This window comes from Bradyrhizobium sp. (assembly GCF_030646015.1).
GTDB lineage: Bacteria > Pseudomonadota > Alphaproteobacteria > Rhizobiales > Xanthobacteraceae > Bradyrhizobium.
Genome location: NZ_JAUSLT010000046.1, coordinates 63654 through 81064 on the forward strand (window position 1 = coordinate 63654; position 17411 = coordinate 81064).

Here is a 17411-nt window from a genome sequence, read left to right on the forward strand (position 1 = left end):
GCGTTATCCCTGTTCGGCTTTGACTTTTCCGGACGTGGCGGCGTGCGCTTGCCTGATGGTCTGTTCCGCGTCCTCGAGTGCCGCCGCAGCACCTCTTGGATCGGCCCAGATGAAATCGCCGACCAGGACGAAATCCGCGCCGGCGGCGGCGAATTCGCGGGCTTCCTCCAGCGACGCCGCATAGCCGATGCAGGGCGGCTCGAACAGCTCGGCCCACCATTCCAGCCGTTCGGCGATCGCCTCGACCGCGGGCCTCTGCCCTTGCGCATCCGGTTCGCCGAACAGCACGTAATCCGCGCCGGCCTCGCCCGCGGCCATCGAATCGTGCCGTGTCGGCAGTCCGCCGACGCCGGCGATACGATCGGGTTTCAGCGACGGTATCGCCTCCGCCAGCGCCTCGATGCCGGTCACATGCGCGCCGTCGGCGCCGGCGCGGGCGACCATCTCGACATGGCCGTCGAGCAGCAGGGCCGCCCCGCCGTCCTGGATCACCGGCGCCAGCGCCTTGATCCTGGAGATCATGGTGCGCTGGTCGGTCGGTTTCAGGCGCAGCAGCACCGCGGCGATGTCGGCACCCGCCAGCAGGCCGGGAAGGCTGGCCAATAGCGCCGCGGGATCGTCCACCTCCGGCGTCGCGAGATAGAGACGCGGCACGGGGCGCGGCGGAACGGGTTTAGTGGCCAAATCTATGCCGCCTTCTTCTCGAGATCGGCCTGCCATTCGCCCTTGCTCGCGAGCGAATTCATCCGCGCGCGATGGGTGAAGGCGCGTTGGCCGGCGGCGACGTTCTCCGCCTTGCCCGACCACGCCTTCTGCGGCGCCGCCTGCAGCGCCCGGCCATAGGAGAAGGTGAGCTGCCAGGGAAGGTTACCATTCAGGCCGCCGAGCCGGTTCATCGCGCTCAAATGCGCGGTCGCGTCCTCGTCGGATTGTCCGCCGGACAGGAAGGCGATGCCGGGCACCGCGGCCGGCACGCAGGCCTTCAGCAGCCGGATGGTCTTCTCCGCGACCTCCTCGACCGAGGCCTGTCTTGCGCACTTCTTGCCTGAAATGACCATGTTGGGTTTCAGGATCATGCCTTCCAGCGCGACGCGCTGAACCCGCAATTCCTGGAACGTCTTGTTGAGCACGCGCTGCGTCACGTCAAAGCAGCGGTCGATATCGTGGCCGCCGTCCATCAGGACTTCCGGCTCGACGATCGGCACGATCTGCGCGGCCTGGCAAAGGGCGGCGTAGCGCGCCAGCGCATGGGCGTTGACATGGATCGCGGTCATGCTTGGAACGCCCGGGCCGCCAGTGCCCTCGCCGATATCGATCACCGCGCGCCATTTGGCGAAACGCGCGCCGCGCTCGTAATATTTCTTCAGCCGCTCGGCGAGCTTGTCCAGCCCCGCGGTGACCAGTTCGCCGGGGCAGCCCGGCAGGGCCTGGGTGCCCTCGTCGACCTTGATGCCGGGGATGGCGCCGGACTGTTCGATCAGTCTGACCAGCGGCGTGCCGTCGGCGGCGTCCTGCCAGATGGTTTCGTCATAGAGGATGACGCCGGAGATGTACTGGCGCATCGCCTCTGAGGAGCGGAACAGCATTTCGCGATAGTCGCGACGCGACTGCTCGGTCGACTCGACCTTGATGGCGTCGAAGCGCTTCTTGATGGTGCCGGACGATTCGTCGGCGGCGAGGATTCCCTTGCCCGACGCCACCATGGCCAGGGCAATTTTGTTCAGATCGGCGAGATTCATCGGTGCGTCCTCCCGAGCACGGTGTTGCGGATCAAAATAGACGGTTCTCGGGCAAAACCCAAGAAACCGTCCAGAAAACCGAAGGAAAACGGCGCGGCGCGGGGGAGGGCCTGCCGGCTACCGGTCACGCCACTTTCGGGTCGAGTTCACCCTTGATGTAACGCTTGGCCATTTCGGCCGTGGTCAGCACCCGCTTGATCTTGCCGGCCTGACCCGCGGTGTTGAACTCCTGCAGCCGCTGCTTGCAGAGCTTCGCCATCGCTTCCATCGCCGGCTTGAGATATTTGCGCGGATCGAATTCTTCCGGGTTGTCCTTCAGCACTTTCCGGATCTGTCCGGTCATCGCCATCCGGTTGTCGGTGTCGATGTTGATCTTGCGGACGCCGTTCTTGATGCCGCGCTGGATCTCGGCGACCGGCACGCCCCAGGTCGGCTTCATCTTGCCGCCATTGGCGTTGATGATGTCCTGCAGCTCCTGCGGCACCGAGGACGAGCCGTGCATCACCAGATGCGTGTTCGGCAGCTTGCGGTGGATTTCCTCGATCACGTTCATGGCGAGGATATCGCCATCCGGCTTGCGGGTGAACTTGTAGGCGCCGTGCGAGGTGCCCATCGCGATCGCCAGCGCGTCGACTTTTGTCTCCTTGACGAATTTCACGGCTTCGTCGGGATTGGTCAGCAGCTGGTCGTGGGAGAGCTTGCCTTCGGCGCCGTGGCCGTCTTCCTTGTCGCCCATGCCGGTCTCGAGCGAGCCGAGCACGCCGAGCTCGCCTTCCACCGAAATGCCGCCGAGATGCGCCATGTCGGTGACGGTCTTGGTGACGCCGACATTATAGTCCCAGTCGGCGGCGGTCTTGCCATCGGCCTTCAGCGAACCGTCCATCATGACCGAGGTGAAGCCGGCCTGGATCGCGGTCATGCAGGTGTCGGGCCCGTTGCCGTGATCGAGATGCACGCAGACCGGGATATGCGGATAGATTTCGGTCACCGCATCCATCATGTGCTTCAGCATGATGTCGTTGGCGTAGGACCGCGCCCCGCGCGAGGCCTGGATGATGACGGGCGCATCGAGGCTGGAGGCGGCCTCCATGATGGCGAGCGCCTGCTCCATGTTGTTGATGTTGAACGCCGGCACGCCGTAATCGTGTTCCGCCGCGTGGTCGAGCAATTGACGCAACGTGATGCGTGCCATGTGTTCCGTTCTCCTGTGGTGACAGCGAATGTCACGGTTCAAAATCAAACTAGACGGTTCTCAGGTAAACCCCAAGAAAAGGGCGAGGGCGCGATTGACGGCGCTCATGTCGGTGGCGGAGAGACGACCGATGACCGGTCCTGCTTTCGACCGAGGCAGGGTCGCCGCCTTCTCCACCATGACCTGAGAAGTGTGTCGAAGGCCATTTTCTTCGGACATTTCCACCACTACGCGACAGCGTTCCGCGCTCAGGATATTGCTCGTCAGCGGCAATACGGTCACAGAATTCAAGTGCTCGTAGATATCCGATTGAATCACGAGTGCCGGCCGCGGTTTGCCATAATCTCCCGGAAGCGAAACGGAGATGAGGTCGCCTTGTTTCATTTCCAGTCGCTAAAATCCGCAAGCGCCAACATCTCCTCCATGACGCGCTGACTCTCGGCGTCGGCATTAATGATCTCGATCTCGCGCGCGATTTGTTCCTTGAACCCCGGAGCGTTCACATCCGGAACCCAGATCGTCACGGGCTTGAGCCCGGCCGCCTTCATCTTGTCCCGGTGCTTCTGGACCCGCTTCGCTCCATCCGCCATGGCACGTATCCTTCACCGAAAAGTGTTACATGTAACATAGGCCGGGCGCGGCCAAGCTTCAAGTTACGTCCCTTTGGTCCTCAAAACCTCGACCCCGGGCAAAGGTTTCCCTTCCATCCATTCAAGGAACGCGCCACCCGCGGTCGAAACATAGGTGAAATCGCCGGCAACGCCCGCCTGGTTCAGCGCCGCCACGGTATCGCCGCCGCCGGCGACCGAAATCAGCTTCTTGGCCTTGGTCCGCTCCGCCGCGTGCTTCGCCGCGACTATGGTGCCGCGGTCGAACGGGGGCATTTCGAAGGCGCCGAGCGGGCCGTTCCAGACCAAGGTCGCGGCGTCGTCGATCGCTGCATGTATGCGCGCGTTCGATTGCGGCCCAACATCGAGAATCATGCCGTCGGCCGGAATGGCGTCGAGTCCGTAGGCCTGGGACGGCGCATTGGCAGCGAAGTGATAGGCGACCACGGCGTCGACCGGCAGGATGATGGCGCAATTGGCGGCTTCCGCCTTGGCGATGATCCGCAGCGCGGTCGCCGCGAGGTCCTTTTCCGCCAGCGACTTGCCGACGCCGACGCCCTGCGCGTGCAGGAAGGTATTGGCCATGCCGCCGCCGATCACCAGCGCGTCGACTTTGGTCACCAGGTTTTCCAGCAGGTCGATCTTGGTGGAGACCTTGGCGCCGCCGATGATCGCAATGACCGGCTTGGTCGGCGCTTCCAGCGCCTTGCCCAGCGCGTCGAGTTCGGCCTGCATGGTGCGCCCGGCATAGGCCGGCAGCTTGTGGCCGAGGCCCTCGGTGGAAGCATGTGCGCGATGCGCGGCCGAGAAGGCATCGTTGACCCAGATGTCGCCGAGCTTGGCCAGTTCCGCGACGAAGGCCGGATCGTTCTTCTCCTCTTCCTTGTGGAAGCGGGTGTTTTCCAGGCACAGGATGTCGCCATCCTTCATCGCGGCGATCGCTTTTGCCGCGGGCTCACCGATGCAATCCTCGGCAAAGGCGACCGGTTTCTTGATCACCAGCGCCAGCGCCGCCGCGACCGGCTTCAGCGAGTCCTTGGCGTCGCGCCCCTTGGGCCGGCCGAAATGCGCGAGCAGGATGACCTTGCCGCCCTTGCCGGAGATTTCGCTGATGGTGGGCGCGATGCGCTCCAGCCTGGTGGCGTCGGTGACGTGGCCGTCTTCCATGGGAACGTTGAGGTCGACGCGCAGCAGCACGCGCTTGCCCTTCACGTCGACGTCATCGAGGGTGCGGAATGATTTTGTCATCTCTTGTCCCGGGCGCTGCGCAGCGCGAAGCGGTGCGCTGCAGAACCGGGACCCATGGTTACATCAGTCCCGGCGTGTGGGTCCCGGCTCTGCGGAGCAGCGCTGCGCGCTGCACCGCGTCCGGGACACGAGGCGAGGCTTACAGCAGCTTCCCCATCGCCACGGCGGTATCCGACATGCGGTTGGAGAAACCCCATTCGTTGTCGTACCAGGCCATCACGCGCACCAGCGTGCCGTTCTGCACCTTGGTCTGGTCCATGTGGAAGGTGGCGGAATGCGGGTCGTGGTTGAAGTCGATCGAGACGTTCGGCGCGGTGGTGTAGCCGAGAATGCCCTTGAGCTGCTGCTCGCTGGCGCGCTTCATCGCCTCGTTGATTTCCTTCACGTCGGTCTTGCGCTGCGCCACGATCTTGAGATCGACCACCGAGACGTTCGGTGTCGGCACGCGGATCGCGACGCCGTCGAGCTTGCCGACCAGTTCCGGCAGCACCAGGCCGATCGCCTTGGCCGCACCGGTGGAGGTCGGGATCATCGACATCGCCGCGGCCCGGCCGCGATAGAGGTCGCTGTGCATGGTGTCGAGCGTCGGCTGGTCGCCGGTATAGGCGTGGATCGTGGTCATGAAGCCGGTTTCGATGCCGACGGTGTCGTTCAGCACCTTTGCGACCGGCGCGAGGCAATTGGTGGTGCACGAACCGTTGGAGACCACCAGATGATCTTTTGACAGCTTGTCGTGGTTGACGCCGAACACGATGGTGGCGTCCGCGCCGTCCGACGGCGCCGAAACCAGCACGCGCTTGGCGCCCGCGGTCAGATGTGCCGAGGCCTTGGCCTTGGCGCTGAAGATGCCGGTGCATTCCAGCGCGATGTCGACGCCGAGTTCCTTCCAGGGCAGTTTCGACGGATCGCGCTCGGCGGAAACCCTGATCTTGCCGTTGCCGACGCTGATCGTGTCGCCATCGACGGTGACGATGCCGGGGAAGCGGCCATGGACCGAATCGAAGCGCAGCAAATGGGCGTTGGTCTCGACCGGGCCGAGATCGTTGATGCCGACCACCTCGATATCCTTGCGGCCGGACTCGGCGATGGCGCGCAGTACGTTGCGGCCGATGCGGCCAAACCCGTTGATCGCGACCCGGATTGCCATTTGCTGTCTCTCCTTCAATGACCTCTGTCAGCCCCGCGGAGGGCATCGAGCCATCCACGAGGGTTTTACGGCGGACGCCCGGTTCGGCCGGGCGGGAGCGGATTAGATGACCGTTAGGTAGACCCTTTTCGGGTCAATCTCAACCGTCAGCCCAAGCGCTTCAGGGCCGCGTTAACCGCAGCCTCGGCGGTAATGCCGAAGTGCTTGTAGAGCTCCTTGGCGGGGGCGCTGGCGCCGAAGCCGTGCATGCCCACAAATATGCCATCCGACCCGATCACCGCATCCCAGCCCCACCGCACCGCGGCCTCGATCGCGATCTTGACCGGTGCGTTGCCGATCACGGCTTTTTGGCGATCCGCCGGTTGCGCCAGCAGCAGTTCGAGCGAGGGCACCGAGACCACCCGCGACGCGATGCCGCGCTCGGCCAGTTGCTTCTGCGCCGCGACTGCAATTTCGACCTCGGAGCCGGAGGCGAACAGCGACACTTTTGCGTCGCCCCCTGCTGCGACCAGTTCGTAGGCACCATGGCTGCACGGATTCTCGGCGGGCGCGTGGGTGCGCAATTGCGGCAGGTTCTGGCGGGTCAGCGCCAACACCGTCGGACCGTCGGTCCGGTTCAGCGCCAGTTCCCAGCATTCGGCCACCTCGATGGCGTCGCAGGGACGGAACACGCGCATGTTGGGAATCGCGCGCAAGGCGGCGAGGTGTTCGACCGGCTGATGGGTCGGGCCGTCTTCGCCGAGCCCGATCGAATCATGGGTCATCACATAGACCACGCCGGCGCCCATCAGCGCCGCCAGCCGCATCGCCGGACGGGCATAGTCGGTGAACACCATGAAGGTGGCGCCGTTCGGCGCGAAGCCGCCATGCAGGAAGATGCCGTTCATGGCCGCCGCCATGCCGTGCTCGCGGATGCCGTAATGGATGAAGCGGCCCTTCGGCGTCTTGGCCGAGAAGGCGACGGCGGATTTCGCCTTGTTGTTGTTGGATCCGGTGAGATCGGCGGAGCCCGCCAGAAATTCCGGCAGCGCCGGCACGATCGCCTCGATCGCGAGTTCCGACGATTTGCGGGTGGCGATGTTCTGCGGCGTCTCCAGCAAGGCCTTCTTGTGCGCCTTCAGCGCTTTCGCCAGGGAGGCCGGCCGTTCATGCCGCAGGCGGCGTTCGAATTCGGCGCGCTTGCGGTTGCCGAGCCCGGCGAATTGCGTTTCCCATGCCTTGCGCGCCGCCGCGCCGCGGCTGCCGGCCACACGCCAGGCTTTCAGCACGTCGTCCGGCACCGAAAACGGTTCCAGCGCAATGCCGAGCTTCTGCTTGGCGCCCTTCAGCTCTTCGGCGCCGAGCGCTTCGCCATGGGCCTTGGCGGTGCCGGCCCTGGTCGGCGCGCCGAAGCCGATGGTGGTCTTGCAGGCGATCAGCGACGGCTTGCCGGATTTCTGGGCGCGCGTGATGGCGGCCGCAATGGCCTTGGGATCGTGGCCGTCAATCGACTCAGCGGCCCAGCCGGCGGACTTGAAGCGCTTCACCTGGTCGACCGAGTCGGCGATCGAGGTCGGACCGTCGATCGAAATGCCGTTGTCGTCGTACAGCACGATCAGCCTGTTGAGCTTCCAGTGCCCGGCCATGGCGATCGCTTCCTGCGAGACGCCCTCCATCAGGTCGCCGTCGGAAGCCAGCACATAGGTGTGATGGCTGACGATCTTCTTGCCGAATTCGGCGGCGAGCATCTTCTCGGCCAGCGCCATGCCGACCGCCGTCGCGATGCCCTGGCCGAGCGGGCCCGTCGTGGTTTCGACGCCGCTGGTTTCGAAGTTTTCCGGATGCCCCGGCGTCTTGGAGCCGAGTACCCGGAAATTCTTGACCTGATCGAGCGTCATGTCCTTGTTGCCGGTCAAATACAGCAGCGCATACATCAGCATCGAGCCGTGTCCGGCCGAAAGCACGAACCGGTCGCGGTCCGGCCATTTCGCGTCGACGGCGTCGAATTTCAGGAACTGCGTGAACAACACGGTGGCGACGTCGGCGGCGCCCATCGGCAGGCCGGGATGGCCGGATTTGGCCTTCTCGACGGCGTCCATGGCAAGGCCACGAATCGCATTGGCCATACGGGAATGATCGACCTGCGTCATGATGAAAATCCGCCTGAAATGAGATGTTTGGTGGCGATCCGCATCGCGTGTGGATGCCGCGGTTACTGGCCAGAAGGCAACGGGAAGTCAGGGGCTGGATAGCATCTCGGTCCCCTGAGTCCAAGGCAGGCAGGCGCGCTTCCGGTGCGAAAAGCCGCTTAGCGGTGCATAGCTTCTAAGCGGCGTTGCGCTGGCCTCGCTTGCCACGTAAATTTCGCCGCCTAAACGCTTGCCGGAACGCGGATTTTGCGCCCCGGCCGGCTTCACGGAAGGTCCGCGCTGTCACTCATGAGCGATCGTCCCGCCAACGGCCCCGGCAACGCCGAGCCAGTGTTCGCCGATATCGACGCCGCGACGCGGCGGCTGATGTCGGCGCTCGATTCCCTGGAAAGCGCGGTGGAGCGCCGGCGCGAAGCCGACCGTGACGAGAACGAACTGGCGGCCCGGATCCAGGCGCTCGGCGCCGACCGGTCGCGGCTCGCCGACGAACTCGACGGATCGCTGGTGAAGTCGCGCCGGCTGGAGCGCGCCAATCGCGAGATCGCCGAAAGGCTGGATGCGGCGATCGGCACCATCCGCTCCGTACTCGATCCCGGAGAGAGCTGATGAACCACATCAACGTCACCATCAACGGCCGGCAGGTCCGGATGGCCTGCGAGGAGGGCCAGGAGGCGCGGCTCCTGAAGCTCGCCGAAAGCCTGGAAACGCGGATCCAGAGCCTGCGCGGCAAGTTCGGCGAGATCGGCGACGCGCGCCTCACCGTGATGGCGGCGCTGACGGTGTGCGACGAATTGCTCGATGCCGGCCAGCGTATCCGCAATCTCGAAGAGGAACTCGACGCGCTGCGCGATGTCCGCGTGACCTCGGCGGATCGCGCCAGGGCGACGCAGATCGCGGTGGTCAACGCACTGAACTCCGCCGCCGACCGGATCGAGAAGACCACCCACGTGCTGAACCGCACCATCGGCGGCGGCGTGTTGATCGGGTAGCGATGCTCTTACTCTCCCCTGGAGGGGGAGGGTCGACGCGCGTGCAACGCGCGGCGGGGTGGGGTGAAGGTCCATCGTTTCGGGTGACGTTCGAGTTGAGCGACTGTCACCCCACCCCGTCTCGCCTCTCGCTACGCTCGATGGCGAGCCTACCCTCCCCCTCCAGGGGAGGGTGAAGAAAGCATCGCTTCAGATCGGTCCGTTAACGCTGGCGGTTTGGCCGCATCGTAGCTACATTGGCTGGGCGAAGCTGTGTCGCGCGTCAGAAGCCATATATCCCCGGGGCCTTATCGATCCTTCCGGGAACTGTCCCTGGCCGGGTCCGTGGATCCGGTCATATGGTGCCCACCTACTTTCGTAGGGAACTCCGGGATCGAGTGCTTCAACGGCCATTACGGCTTCGCACTTTTCTTGTTTTTTTGCCGCCGGGTTATTTCCTGAAAGTGCGTCCAACACGCTGGATGTCAGCTTTGCCGACCGAGCGATCGAAGGCCGATCTGCGCACCGCCGCTCTCGCGAAGCGCGACGCATTGAGCGACAAGAAGCGCGCCGCCGCGGCCAAGGCCGTCGCCAAACGCGGCCTGCCGGTCGAGATCACGCCGGGCATGATCGTCTCGGGTTACTCGCCGATCCGCGGCGAGATCGATCCCGTTCCCCTGATGCGCAAGCTTGCCGAACAGGGAGCGCGGCTGGCGCTGCCGGCGATCGTCGCGCGCGGCAAGTCGCTGGCCTTTCGCGCATGGTCTCCCGACGACCGGCTGATGTTAGGGCCACTCGGCATTCTGGAGCCGTCGCCCGCCGCCGCTGAAGTCGTTCCCGAGGTCATGGTGGTGCCGCTGGCGGCGTTCGACCGGCTCGGGCATCGCATCGGCTATGGCGGCGGCTATTACGACTACACGCTGGCGCATTTGCGCAAAATAAAAGCCATCACGGCCATCGGCCTTGCCTTCGCGGCGCAGGAAATCGAGGCGGTGCCGGCGTTGTCGCACGACGTGCCGCTGGATTATGTGCTAACGGAAACCGGGATATTCGATTTCCGGAGTTGATAGCTTGCGCATTCTTTTCGTCGGGGACGTGGTCGGCCGGTCCGGCCGCACCGCTATCGCAGAACATCTACCGGGCATGATCCGCGACTGGGCGCTCGATCTCGTGGTGGTCAATGGTGAGAACGCCGCCGGCGGCTTCGGCATCACGGAAGCAATCTACCAGGAGTTCATCGACGCCGGCGCCGACGCGGTCACGCTCGGCAACCATTCCTGGGATCAGCGCGAGGCGCTGGTGTTCATCGAGCGCGCGCCGCGCCTGATCCGCCCGGCGAACTATCCGAAGGGCACGCCGGGCCGCGGCGCCGCACTGGTGGATACCAAGAACGGCAAGCGCGCGCTGGTCATCAACGCGCTCGGCCGCGTCTTCATGACGCCGTTCGACGACCCGTTCGCCGTGCTCAACCGCGAACTCGAGGCCTGTCCGCTCGGCGAGGCCGCCGATGCCATCGTGGTCGACTTCCACTGCGAGGCGTCGAGCGAAAAGCAGGGCGTCGGATTTTTCTGCGACGGCCGCGCCAGTCTCGTGGTCGGCACCCACACCCATGTGCCGACTTCGGACCACCAGATCCTCACCGGCGGCACCGCCTACATGACCGATGCCGGCATGACCGGCGATTACGATTCGATCATCGGCATGCAGAAGGAAGAACCGCTGCGCCGCTTCACGACCGGCATTCCCTCGGGCCGTTTTGAGCCGGCCACGGGCGTCGCCACGCTCAGCGGCGTCGCGGTCGAGACCGATGATGCGACCGGCCTCGCGCTCAAGGTCGCGCCAGTGCGGATCGGCGGCCGGCTGGAGCCGGCGATGCCGGGATTTTGGGGCGCAGCCTGAACGCACGAAGGCCGGCTTTCGCGAACTCGCGCTGCAAGGAGGATGGCTTGCGGGTTGCCCTGATCTGGATACTGACGGCATTGCTTTCCACGGCCGCGCATGCGCAGACGCTGACCCGGCGGCCGGTCGCGCAGAACCCGGTGACGTCGGCCGAGATGACCGAGCGGCTGGAGAAATCCGCGGTTCGAACGGCGAAGTCCGCACCGAAGGGTGCGGCGAGGGGGGCGTCGGTGGATTTCAGCTGGCCGGCCGACGCCGATGAATACCGCAAGCTCGCCAAGCACGTGCTGGTGCTGGTCAGCGTGGTGACGCAGGACGCGGCCGAGCTGCCACTGCGCCGCGTCAATGTTGATTCCAACGGCAAGCAAACCCAGCTCACAAAGCTCTCGAGCCAGCTCAGCGGCGTGCAACAGGGATCGGTGACGTTCTCGGTGCTCGGGCCTTATCGCGAAGACGGCTTCTACCTCGCGCCTGCTGGAGCGATGATGGCGGACGGCCATCTGCAGGCCGACTTCGCGGTGCGCCGGATCGGCTTCAATCTCTACAGACTGCCGGGCACGCCGCCGGATTTCATCAAGGCAGACAGCGATCCGATGCCGGCAAAGGATGCCAGGCCGGAAACGCCGGCGCTGAAGGCGATGCTGCAGCGGGAATACAAGGGGTTTGAACTGCCGGCCAGCCCGCGCTGAGCGTTTGAATTACAGCTTGTAGGCCGTCCGGAATCCGCCCCAGTGGCGGCCATTGACGCGGATCGGCACGTCGATCTCGCGCATCATGATGGTCTTGCCGTTGCCCATGTCGCGGGCGTAGCTCTGGATCAGATAGGCGCGCTGGTTGCGGCCGGCGGCGAGGCCTGCGGGATCGTTGAAGATGCGGCGGTTGCGGCTGTTGGCCGTGTTCCAGGCGACGTCGCCGGGACGCTGCGGATGCGAGTAGATCTTGTTGTGCACCGGCAGGTAGCCGTTGCGGTCGATCATCGCGGCGAACGCCATGCGGGCGTCCTTGATCAGGAAAGCCTCCTGGAATGGCGGCAGCGCGCGATCGGCCCAGTCCAGCAACCTTGTGCGATACTGCACCGGATTGGTGCCGGCGATTTCGACGTAGTTCTCGTCGAACATGTCGTCCATGGAGATGGCGCGGCTCCTGATGGCGTCGTCGAAAATCCTGGTCAGCGCGCGGCCGGCTTCCATGGCGCGGGTCACGGATTCGGTGTTTTCGTCCTGGATCGACCACAGCTTGTCTTCGATCTTTTCCTTCAGCGCGGCGTCCGTGGCCTCGAACCGCGCCCGGGCGCCGGCCTTCGAATATTCCCTGACACGGATCCGGCACGCGCCGATATCCTGCAGCGTGGCATCGAGGGTTTGATTCAGCGGCAGTTTTTCGGCGTCCGGTCCGCCGATCAGGATGCCTTCCATCGAGATCTCATAGGCCGGCGCGGCGATGGTGCCGCGCGCACTATGGATTTCCATGGCCAGGTTGCAGGGCAGCGCCTGGTCCTTGTGCTGGTCCTTGCGTTCGTCCTGGCGCAGCAGCACCGCGCAGCGCGACTTCAGTTTCTGCGCGAACATCGTGACGGCCTTGCCTGCGCTGGCGACGCTTTCGCCATGGGCCTCGGCCTGCTTGGTCACGGTGTCGATTTCGGCGGCGCTCTCGCCGACCGAGACGATGAAGCTCGATGCGGTGGCGGCGTTGTCGGAGATCTCGGTGGTGGTTTCGGTCTGCTCCGCCACGGCGCCATTGACGATCTCGAACACCGGGCGGATCGCTTCGATCGCCTGCGAAATCCGGTGCACCGCGTCGACCGAGCCCGCGGCATCCTTCTGCAGCGCGTCGATCTTCTTGGAAATTTCCTCGGTGGCGTTCTGGGTCTGCACCGCCAGCGCCTTGACCTCGGTGGCGACGACGGCAAAACCGCGTCCGGCGGAACCGGCCCGCGCCGCCTCGTTGGTGGAGTTGAGCGCCAGCAGCGTGGTTTGTCTGGCGATCTGCGCGATCAGATTGACGACATTGCCGATCGCGGCCGAGGACTCCCTCAGGCGGTCGACATTGAGACTGGCTTCGCGGGCGGCGGCGCTGGCATCATCGGCGAGCTTGCTGGCGTCGCGCACCTGCGATCCGATGCCTTGCGCCGAATGGGTGAACTTGTCGGCGGCCAGCGAGAAGGTGGTCGCGGTGGACTGCGCGGCGCTGGTGCGCCCGGTCAGGGCATCGGTGCGCTGTCGAATGGTGGAGAGCGTCGCCGCGGTGGCCTCGGCGCCGCCGGCGACCGAATTGGCCGCGCGTTCGAGCTGGCGGATCATCGCGCCCAGTTCGAGTTCGAGCAGTTCGAGGATTTCCCTGGCCGAATCGTGCTCGGGAGCTTGGGGGGTATCGGCCGCAATTTGAGGGGCGGGAGATGCTGCCGCGGCAGCAGGCGCGGCAGGTTCCGGCAGCCGTTTTCGAAACAAACCGAATGCCATGGGCGTCTCTCGGGGAAAGGTTGGGGAGGACGAAATGTGTAATTGGCATTGTCTCATTTCAGCGTGAAGTCATGGTTAACGATTGCCTGTTCCGCAGGCAGCAACCACTACTGACATACCGAAAACCCCGGTAAATCTTTGATTTCGGCGGATTACCGGCCTATAACGCCGCGCCTTCTTCCCATTTCCTCCCGGACGAATCCGAAAAGAGACCGCATGGCCGGACATTCCCAGTTCAAGAACATCATGCACCGCAAGGGCCGGCAGGACGCCCAGAAATCCAAGCTGTTCTCCAAGCTGGCGCGGGAAATCACCGTCGCCGCCAAGATGGGCGCGCCCGACCCCGCCATGAACGCGCGGCTGCGTGCCGCGATCATCTCCGCCCGTCAGGAGAACATGTCGAAAGACTCGATCGAGCGCGCGGTGAAGAAGGCGACCGGCACCGAGGGCGAGAATTACGACGAAATCCGCTACGAGGGTTACGGGCCGGGCGGCGTCGCCGTGATCGTCGAGGCGCTGACCGACAACCGCAACCGCGCCGCCTCCGACATCCGCTCCTTCTTCACCAAGTCAGGCGGCAATCTCGGGGAAACCGGCTCGGTCGCCTTCATGTTCGACCACACCGGCATCATCGAATACGACGCCAAGGTCGGCTCCGACGACGCCATGCTGGAAGCCGCGATCGAGGCCGGCGCCGACGACGTCGCTTCCAGCGAGAACGGCCACGAAATCTACGCCTCCAAGGAAACCTTTCGCGAGGTGGCAAAAGCGCTGGAAGCGAAATTCGGCGAAGCCCGCAAGGCGGCGCTGACCTGGAAACCGCAGAACACCGTGCCGGTCGACGACGAGACCGGCGAGAAGCTGCTGAAACTGATCGACCTGCTCAACGAGCATGACGACGTGCAGAACGTCTACGCCAATTTCGAGGTGTCCGACGCGCTGGTCGCCAAGATGGGCGGGTAGAGATCTCGTGTCCCGGACGCGGTGCAGCGCTCTTGGCGCTGCTCCGCAGAGCCGGGACCCAGAGACACGACGCTGTGTGGCTTGGGCCCCGGCTCTGCAGCGCATCACTTCGTGCTGCGCAGCGTCCGGGGCACGCACCATCCGCTTTCGCGGGGATGACGTTCTCTTTCTGTTTCGCCGATCCGCCTCCGGCGGTATCACTACCCCATGACATCACCCCCGATTCGCCATCCCGTCCGTATCCTCGGCATCGATCCGGGCCTGCGCCGCACCGGCTGGGGCGTGATCGAGATCGAGGGCAACCGGTTGACTTTCGTCGGCTGCGGCTCGGTGGAGCCGCCGGACAGCCTGCCGCTGGCGAGCCGGCTGCTGGCGATCCATGAGGGTCTCGCCGCCGTGCTCGGCGACTTCCAGCCGGCGGAAGCCGCGGTCGAGCAGACCTTCGTCAACAAGGACGGCGTCGCCACCCTGAAACTCGGGCAGGCGCGCGGGGTCGCGATGCTGGCGCCGGCGATGTTCGGGATATCGGTGGCAGAATATGCTCCCAACCAGGTGAAGAAAACCGTGGTCGGCGCCGGCCATGCCGACAAGAACCAGATCCTGATGATGCTGAAGATCCTGCTGCCCAAGGCCGAGCCGAAATCGGCCGACGCCGCCGACGCGCTGGCGATCGCCATCACCCATGCGCATCACCGCGGCAGCGCCGCTTTGCGGCTGAAGGTGGTCGGCGCATGATCGGTAAACTCAAAGGCCTGATCGATTCCTACGGCGAGGATTACGTCATTCTCGACGTCGGCGGCGTCGGCTACCAGGTGCATTGCTCGTCGCGGACGCTGCAGGCGCTGCCGTCGCCCGGTGAGGCGGCCGTGCTGTCGATCGAGACTTATGTCCGCGAAGATCAAATAAAACTGTTCGGCTTTCGCAGCGACACCGAGCGCGAATGGTTTCGCCTGCTGCAGACGGTGCAGGGCGTCGGCGCCAAGGTAGCGCTGGCGGTGCTCTCGACGCTGCCGCCGTCCGATCTCGCCAATGCCATCGCGCTGCGCGACAAGGCCGCGGTGACGCGCACGCCGGGCGTCGGCCCGAAAGTCGCCGAGCGCATCGTCACCGAATTGAAGGACAAGGCGCCGGCCTTCGCCAATGTCGATCCGGCGCTGGTGCATCTGTCCGGCGCGATCGACAATGACCGCGCGCCGCGCCCGGTCACCGACGCGATCTCGGCGCTGGTCAATCTGGGTTACGGCCAGCCGCAGGCGGCCGCCGCGATTGCCGGGGCCTCGCGCCTCGCGGGCGAGGGGGCGGAGACCGCGCAGCTCATCAAGCTGGGGCTGAAGGAGCTGGCGAAGTGAGCGCCTCGCTCCGCCGGCTCGGACGGCTGATCGGCATTATCCTGATATTTTCCGTGGTCGGACCGCTGGCGTTCGCGGCGCTGACCTCATTGATCGTGGTCGCATTCGGCGCGGCCCTGCTGCAGTTGTTGCTGGCCTTGGTCGATCTCAGCGCCCTGCGTCCGGTGTTCTCGATCGCGGTGTGGCTGCTGGCATTCCTGGCGGTGATGGCATCGATCCCGCCATCGGCCGTGACCGGCCTCATTTTCGCATCGTCCGCTGTTTATGCCGGGATCGGCGCGATCTGGATGGCATGGCTCGCGGCGGCGGTTGCGATCGCCGGCGTGGTGTCCGGCGGGATGTTCTTCATCCCCTCGGAATCATCCGCGGTGATCCTGCCCAGCGTCCGCTCGGCGGATCAGGCGCTGCCATTGTTCGCAATGCTGGCCGCACTTGCCGTTGTCCCCACCAGCCTGTGCTGGTGGCTCGCGAAGCCGCTGCATCGTGCTACTATATCGGCATGACCACGCCCTCCCGCATCGTGACCCCCGAGCGCCGCAGCGACGATGTCGGCGATACCGCGCTGCGCCCGCAGCTATTGTCCGAATTCGTCGGCCAGGCGCAGGCGCGCGCCAATCTCTCGATCTTCATCGAGGCCGCGCGCAAGCGCGGCGAGGCGCTCGACCATGTGCTGTTCGTCGGCCCCCCCGGCCTCGGCAAGACCACGCTGGCCCAGATCGTGGCGCGCGAGCTCGGTGTCGGTTTTCGCGCGACATCGGGGCCCGTCATCGCCAAGGCCGGCGATCTCGCGGCATTGCTGACCAATCTCGAAGAGCGGGACGTGCTGTTCATCGACGAGATCCACCGCCTCAGCCCCGCGGTCGAGGAGGTGCTGTATCCGGCGATGGAGGATTTTCAGCTCGACCTCATCATCGGCGAGGGGCCGGCGGCGCGTTCGGTCAAGATCGAACTTGCAAAATTCACCCTGGTCGGCGCCACCACGCGCGCGGGCCTGTTGACCAATCCGCTGCGCGACCGTTTCGGCATTCCGGTGCGGCTGAATTTCTACACCGTGGAAGAACTGGAAAAGATCGTCACCCGCGGCGCCCGCGTGCTCAACATCGGCATGACGCCCGACGGTTCCAACGAGATCGCGCGCCGCGCTCGCGGTACCCCACGCATCGCCGGACGGCTGTTGCGCCGTGTCAGGGATTTCGCCTCGGCCGCCGACGCCTCATCGATTGATCGCAAGATTGCCGACCACGCGCTGAGCGCGCTGGAGGTCGATGCCGCCGGCCTCGACGCCATGGACCGGCGCTATCTCACCACCATCGCAATGAATTACGGCGGCGGCCCGGTCGGCGTCGAAACCATGGCGGCGGCGCTGTCGGAGCCGCGCGACGCCATCGAGGACATCATCGAACCGTTTTTGATCCAGTGCGGCTATCTGCAGCGCACCCCGCGGGGGCGCTTGTTGACCACGCACGCGTTCAAGCATCTCGGCCTCGCCGAGCCGGCGCGCGATCCGTCGCAGTTCGGATTGTTCGGCGGTTCGGAGAGCGACGACTGACGTCGGGCTGCTGGCCTTCTCCCTCTCCCGCTTGCGAGAGCTTTGCATAAAGGCGAATCTGCGATTCACTGGCGACCTAGCTGTGGAGAGGGCTGGGATGGCATATCGGCCGGTTGGGCAACCGAGTTTCGCGGATGCGCTAGCGTCGCGGCGAGGGACAG

19 protein-coding genes and 1 other RNA gene are annotated in these 17411 nt (G+C 65.1%); 11 read left to right on the forward strand and 9 right to left on the reverse strand.

All coding sequences use genetic code 11. The features are described from left to right. Positions 1 to 3 precede the first annotated feature (3 nt). From Q7T45_RS07120 to tkt, 8 genes are all read right to left on the reverse strand, one after another. Positions 4 to 684, reverse strand: coding sequence for a thiamine phosphate synthase (locus tag Q7T45_RS07120; protein ID WP_304869159.1), 681 nt, complete (start codon positions 682 to 684; stop codon positions 4 to 6). A gap of 2 nt (positions 685 to 686) precedes the next feature. Next, positions 687 to 1739, reverse strand: coding sequence for a class I fructose-bisphosphate aldolase (locus Q7T45_RS07125; protein WP_304869161.1), 1053 nt, complete (start codon positions 1737 to 1739; stop codon positions 687 to 689). Between the two features lie 124 nt (positions 1740 to 1863). After that, complete coding sequence (fba, locus tag Q7T45_RS07130; protein WP_304869163.1) at positions 1864 to 2931, reverse strand: class II fructose-bisphosphate aldolase; 1068 nt, start codon at positions 2929 to 2931, stop codon at positions 1864 to 1866. A gap of 60 nt (positions 2932 to 2991) precedes the next feature. After that, positions 2992 to 3315, reverse strand: coding sequence for a type II toxin-antitoxin system PemK/MazF family toxin (locus Q7T45_RS07135; protein WP_304869165.1), 324 nt, complete (start codon positions 3313 to 3315; stop codon positions 2992 to 2994). After that, positions 3312 to 3521, reverse strand: a complete 210-nt coding sequence (locus Q7T45_RS07140; RefSeq protein WP_304869166.1) for an antitoxin MazE family protein — start codon at positions 3519 to 3521, stop codon at positions 3312 to 3314. Before Q7T45_RS07140 ends, Q7T45_RS07135 begins: the two co-directional genes overlap by 4 nt. A 63-nt stretch (positions 3522 to 3584) precedes the next feature. Next, positions 3585 to 4787 carry a phosphoglycerate kinase gene (pgk, locus tag Q7T45_RS07145; RefSeq protein WP_304869169.1) on the reverse strand — a complete coding sequence of 401 codons (1203 nt, stop codon included), beginning with the start codon at positions 4785 to 4787 and terminating at the stop codon, positions 3585 to 3587. Between the two features lie 139 nt (positions 4788 to 4926). Beyond that, positions 4927 to 5934 carry a type I glyceraldehyde-3-phosphate dehydrogenase gene (gene gap / locus Q7T45_RS07150; protein WP_304869171.1) on the reverse strand — a complete coding sequence of 336 codons (1008 nt, stop codon included), beginning with the start codon at positions 5932 to 5934 and terminating at the stop codon, positions 4927 to 4929. A gap of 146 nt (positions 5935 to 6080) precedes the next feature. Continuing rightward, complete coding sequence (gene tkt, locus Q7T45_RS07155) at positions 6081 to 8063, reverse strand: transketolase (protein WP_304869173.1); 1983 nt, start codon at positions 8061 to 8063, stop codon at positions 6081 to 6083. Between the two features lie 288 nt (positions 8064 to 8351). Here tkt and Q7T45_RS07160 point away from each other — a divergent pair, with 288 nt between their 5' ends. The 6 genes from Q7T45_RS07160 (at position 8352) to Q7T45_RS07185 (ending at position 11619) form a co-directional block, all read left to right on the forward strand. Continuing rightward, entirely contained in the window at positions 8352 to 8669 is a 318-nt protein-coding gene (locus tag Q7T45_RS07160) for a DUF4164 domain-containing protein (protein WP_304738314.1), read from the forward strand. Next, the gene (locus tag Q7T45_RS07165) at positions 8669 to 9052 is read left to right on the forward strand and encodes a cell division protein ZapA (RefSeq protein WP_304738311.1); all 384 of its coding nucleotides are present in this window, start codon (positions 8669 to 8671) and stop codon (positions 9050 to 9052) included. Before Q7T45_RS07160 ends, Q7T45_RS07165 begins: the two co-directional genes overlap by 1 nt. A 244-nt stretch (positions 9053 to 9296) precedes the next feature. Beyond that, a non-coding RNA gene (ssrS, locus tag Q7T45_RS07170) (6S RNA) lies at positions 9297 to 9457 on the forward strand. A gap of 56 nt (positions 9458 to 9513) precedes the next feature. Then, complete coding sequence (locus Q7T45_RS07175; RefSeq protein WP_304869176.1) at positions 9514 to 10098, forward strand: 5-formyltetrahydrofolate cyclo-ligase; 585 nt, start codon at positions 9514 to 9516, stop codon at positions 10096 to 10098. Between the two features lie 4 nt (positions 10099 to 10102). Continuing rightward, positions 10103 to 10930, forward strand: coding sequence for a TIGR00282 family metallophosphoesterase (locus Q7T45_RS07180; protein ID WP_304869178.1), 828 nt, complete (start codon positions 10103 to 10105; stop codon positions 10928 to 10930). A gap of 47 nt (positions 10931 to 10977) precedes the next feature. After that, positions 10978 to 11619, forward strand: a complete 642-nt coding sequence (locus tag Q7T45_RS07185; RefSeq protein ID WP_304869180.1) for a hypothetical protein — start codon at positions 10978 to 10980, stop codon at positions 11617 to 11619. A gap of 9 nt (positions 11620 to 11628) precedes the next feature. On the opposite strand, the gene Q7T45_RS07190 is transcribed toward Q7T45_RS07185, so the two are convergent. Then, complete coding sequence (locus Q7T45_RS07190) at positions 11629 to 13389, reverse strand: methyl-accepting chemotaxis protein (RefSeq protein WP_304869182.1); 1761 nt, start codon at positions 13387 to 13389, stop codon at positions 11629 to 11631. A 216-nt stretch (positions 13390 to 13605) separates the two neighbouring features. On the opposite strand from Q7T45_RS07190, the gene Q7T45_RS07195 reads away from it, so the two are divergent. From Q7T45_RS07195 to ruvB, 5 genes are all read left to right on the forward strand, one after another. Beyond that, positions 13606 to 14352, forward strand: a complete 747-nt coding sequence (locus tag Q7T45_RS07195) for a YebC/PmpR family DNA-binding transcriptional regulator (protein WP_304869184.1) — start codon at positions 13606 to 13608, stop codon at positions 14350 to 14352. A gap of 207 nt (positions 14353 to 14559) precedes the next feature. Beyond that, a complete protein-coding gene (ruvC, locus tag Q7T45_RS07200) occupies positions 14560 to 15087 on the forward strand; it encodes a crossover junction endodeoxyribonuclease RuvC (protein ID WP_304869186.1) in 528 nt (175 codons plus the stop codon). Continuing rightward, the gene (ruvA, locus tag Q7T45_RS07205; RefSeq protein WP_304869188.1) at positions 15084 to 15701 is read left to right on the forward strand and encodes a Holliday junction branch migration protein RuvA; all 618 of its coding nucleotides are present in this window, start codon (positions 15084 to 15086) and stop codon (positions 15699 to 15701) included. The genes ruvC and ruvA overlap by 4 nt, the downstream gene beginning before the upstream one ends. After that, on the forward strand, positions 15698 to 16204 hold the full coding sequence (locus Q7T45_RS07210; protein ID WP_304869190.1) for a hypothetical protein: 507 nt from the start codon (positions 15698 to 15700) through the stop codon (positions 16202 to 16204). Before ruvA ends, Q7T45_RS07210 begins: the two co-directional genes overlap by 4 nt. Next, a complete protein-coding gene (ruvB, locus tag Q7T45_RS07215) occupies positions 16201 to 17250 on the forward strand; it encodes a Holliday junction branch migration DNA helicase RuvB (RefSeq protein WP_304869192.1) in 1050 nt (349 codons plus the stop codon). The genes Q7T45_RS07210 and ruvB overlap by 4 nt, the downstream gene beginning before the upstream one ends. Positions 17251 to 17411: the final 161 nt, after the last annotated feature.

Excerpts from the sequence above, each read along its gene's own strand:
- Q7T45_RS07125 (WP_304869161.1), bottom strand. The coding sequence starts at position 1,739 with ATGAATCTCGCCGATCTGAACAAAATTGCCCTGGCCATGGTGGCGTCG.
- fba (WP_304869163.1), bottom strand. The coding sequence starts at position 2,931 with ATGGCACGCATCACGTTGCGTCAATTGCTCGACCACGCGGCGGAACAC.
- Q7T45_RS07135 (WP_304869165.1), bottom strand. The coding sequence starts at position 3,315 with ATGAAACAAGGCGACCTCATCTCCGTTTCGCTTCCGGGAGATTATGGC.
- Q7T45_RS07140 (WP_304869166.1), bottom strand. The coding sequence starts at position 3,521 with ATGGCGGATGGAGCGAAGCGGGTCCAGAAGCACCGGGACAAGATGAAG.
- pgk (WP_304869169.1), bottom strand. The coding sequence starts at position 4,787 with ATGACAAAATCATTCCGCACCCTCGATGACGTCGACGTGAAGGGCAAG.
- gap (WP_304869171.1), bottom strand. The coding sequence starts at position 5,934 with ATGGCAATCCGGGTCGCGATCAACGGGTTTGGCCGCATCGGCCGCAAC.
- tkt (WP_304869173.1), bottom strand. The coding sequence starts at position 8,063 with ATGACGCAGGTCGATCATTCCCGTATGGCCAATGCGATTCGTGGCCTT.
- Q7T45_RS07160 (WP_304738314.1), top strand. The coding sequence starts at position 8,352 with ATGAGCGATCGTCCCGCCAACGGCCCCGGCAACGCCGAGCCAGTGTTC.
- Q7T45_RS07165 (WP_304738311.1), top strand. The coding sequence starts at position 8,669 with ATGAACCACATCAACGTCACCATCAACGGCCGGCAGGTCCGGATGGCC.
- Q7T45_RS07175 (WP_304869176.1), top strand. The coding sequence starts at position 9,514 with ATGTCAGCTTTGCCGACCGAGCGATCGAAGGCCGATCTGCGCACCGCC.
- Q7T45_RS07190 (WP_304869182.1), bottom strand. The coding sequence starts at position 13,389 with ATGGCATTCGGTTTGTTTCGAAAACGGCTGCCGGAACCTGCCGCGCCT.
- Q7T45_RS07195 (WP_304869184.1), top strand. The coding sequence starts at position 13,606 with ATGGCCGGACATTCCCAGTTCAAGAACATCATGCACCGCAAGGGCCGG.
- ruvC (WP_304869186.1), top strand. The coding sequence starts at position 14,560 with ATGACATCACCCCCGATTCGCCATCCCGTCCGTATCCTCGGCATCGAT.
- ruvA (WP_304869188.1), top strand. The coding sequence starts at position 15,084 with ATGATCGGTAAACTCAAAGGCCTGATCGATTCCTACGGCGAGGATTAC.
- ruvB (WP_304869192.1), top strand. The coding sequence starts at position 16,201 with ATGACCACGCCCTCCCGCATCGTGACCCCCGAGCGCCGCAGCGACGAT.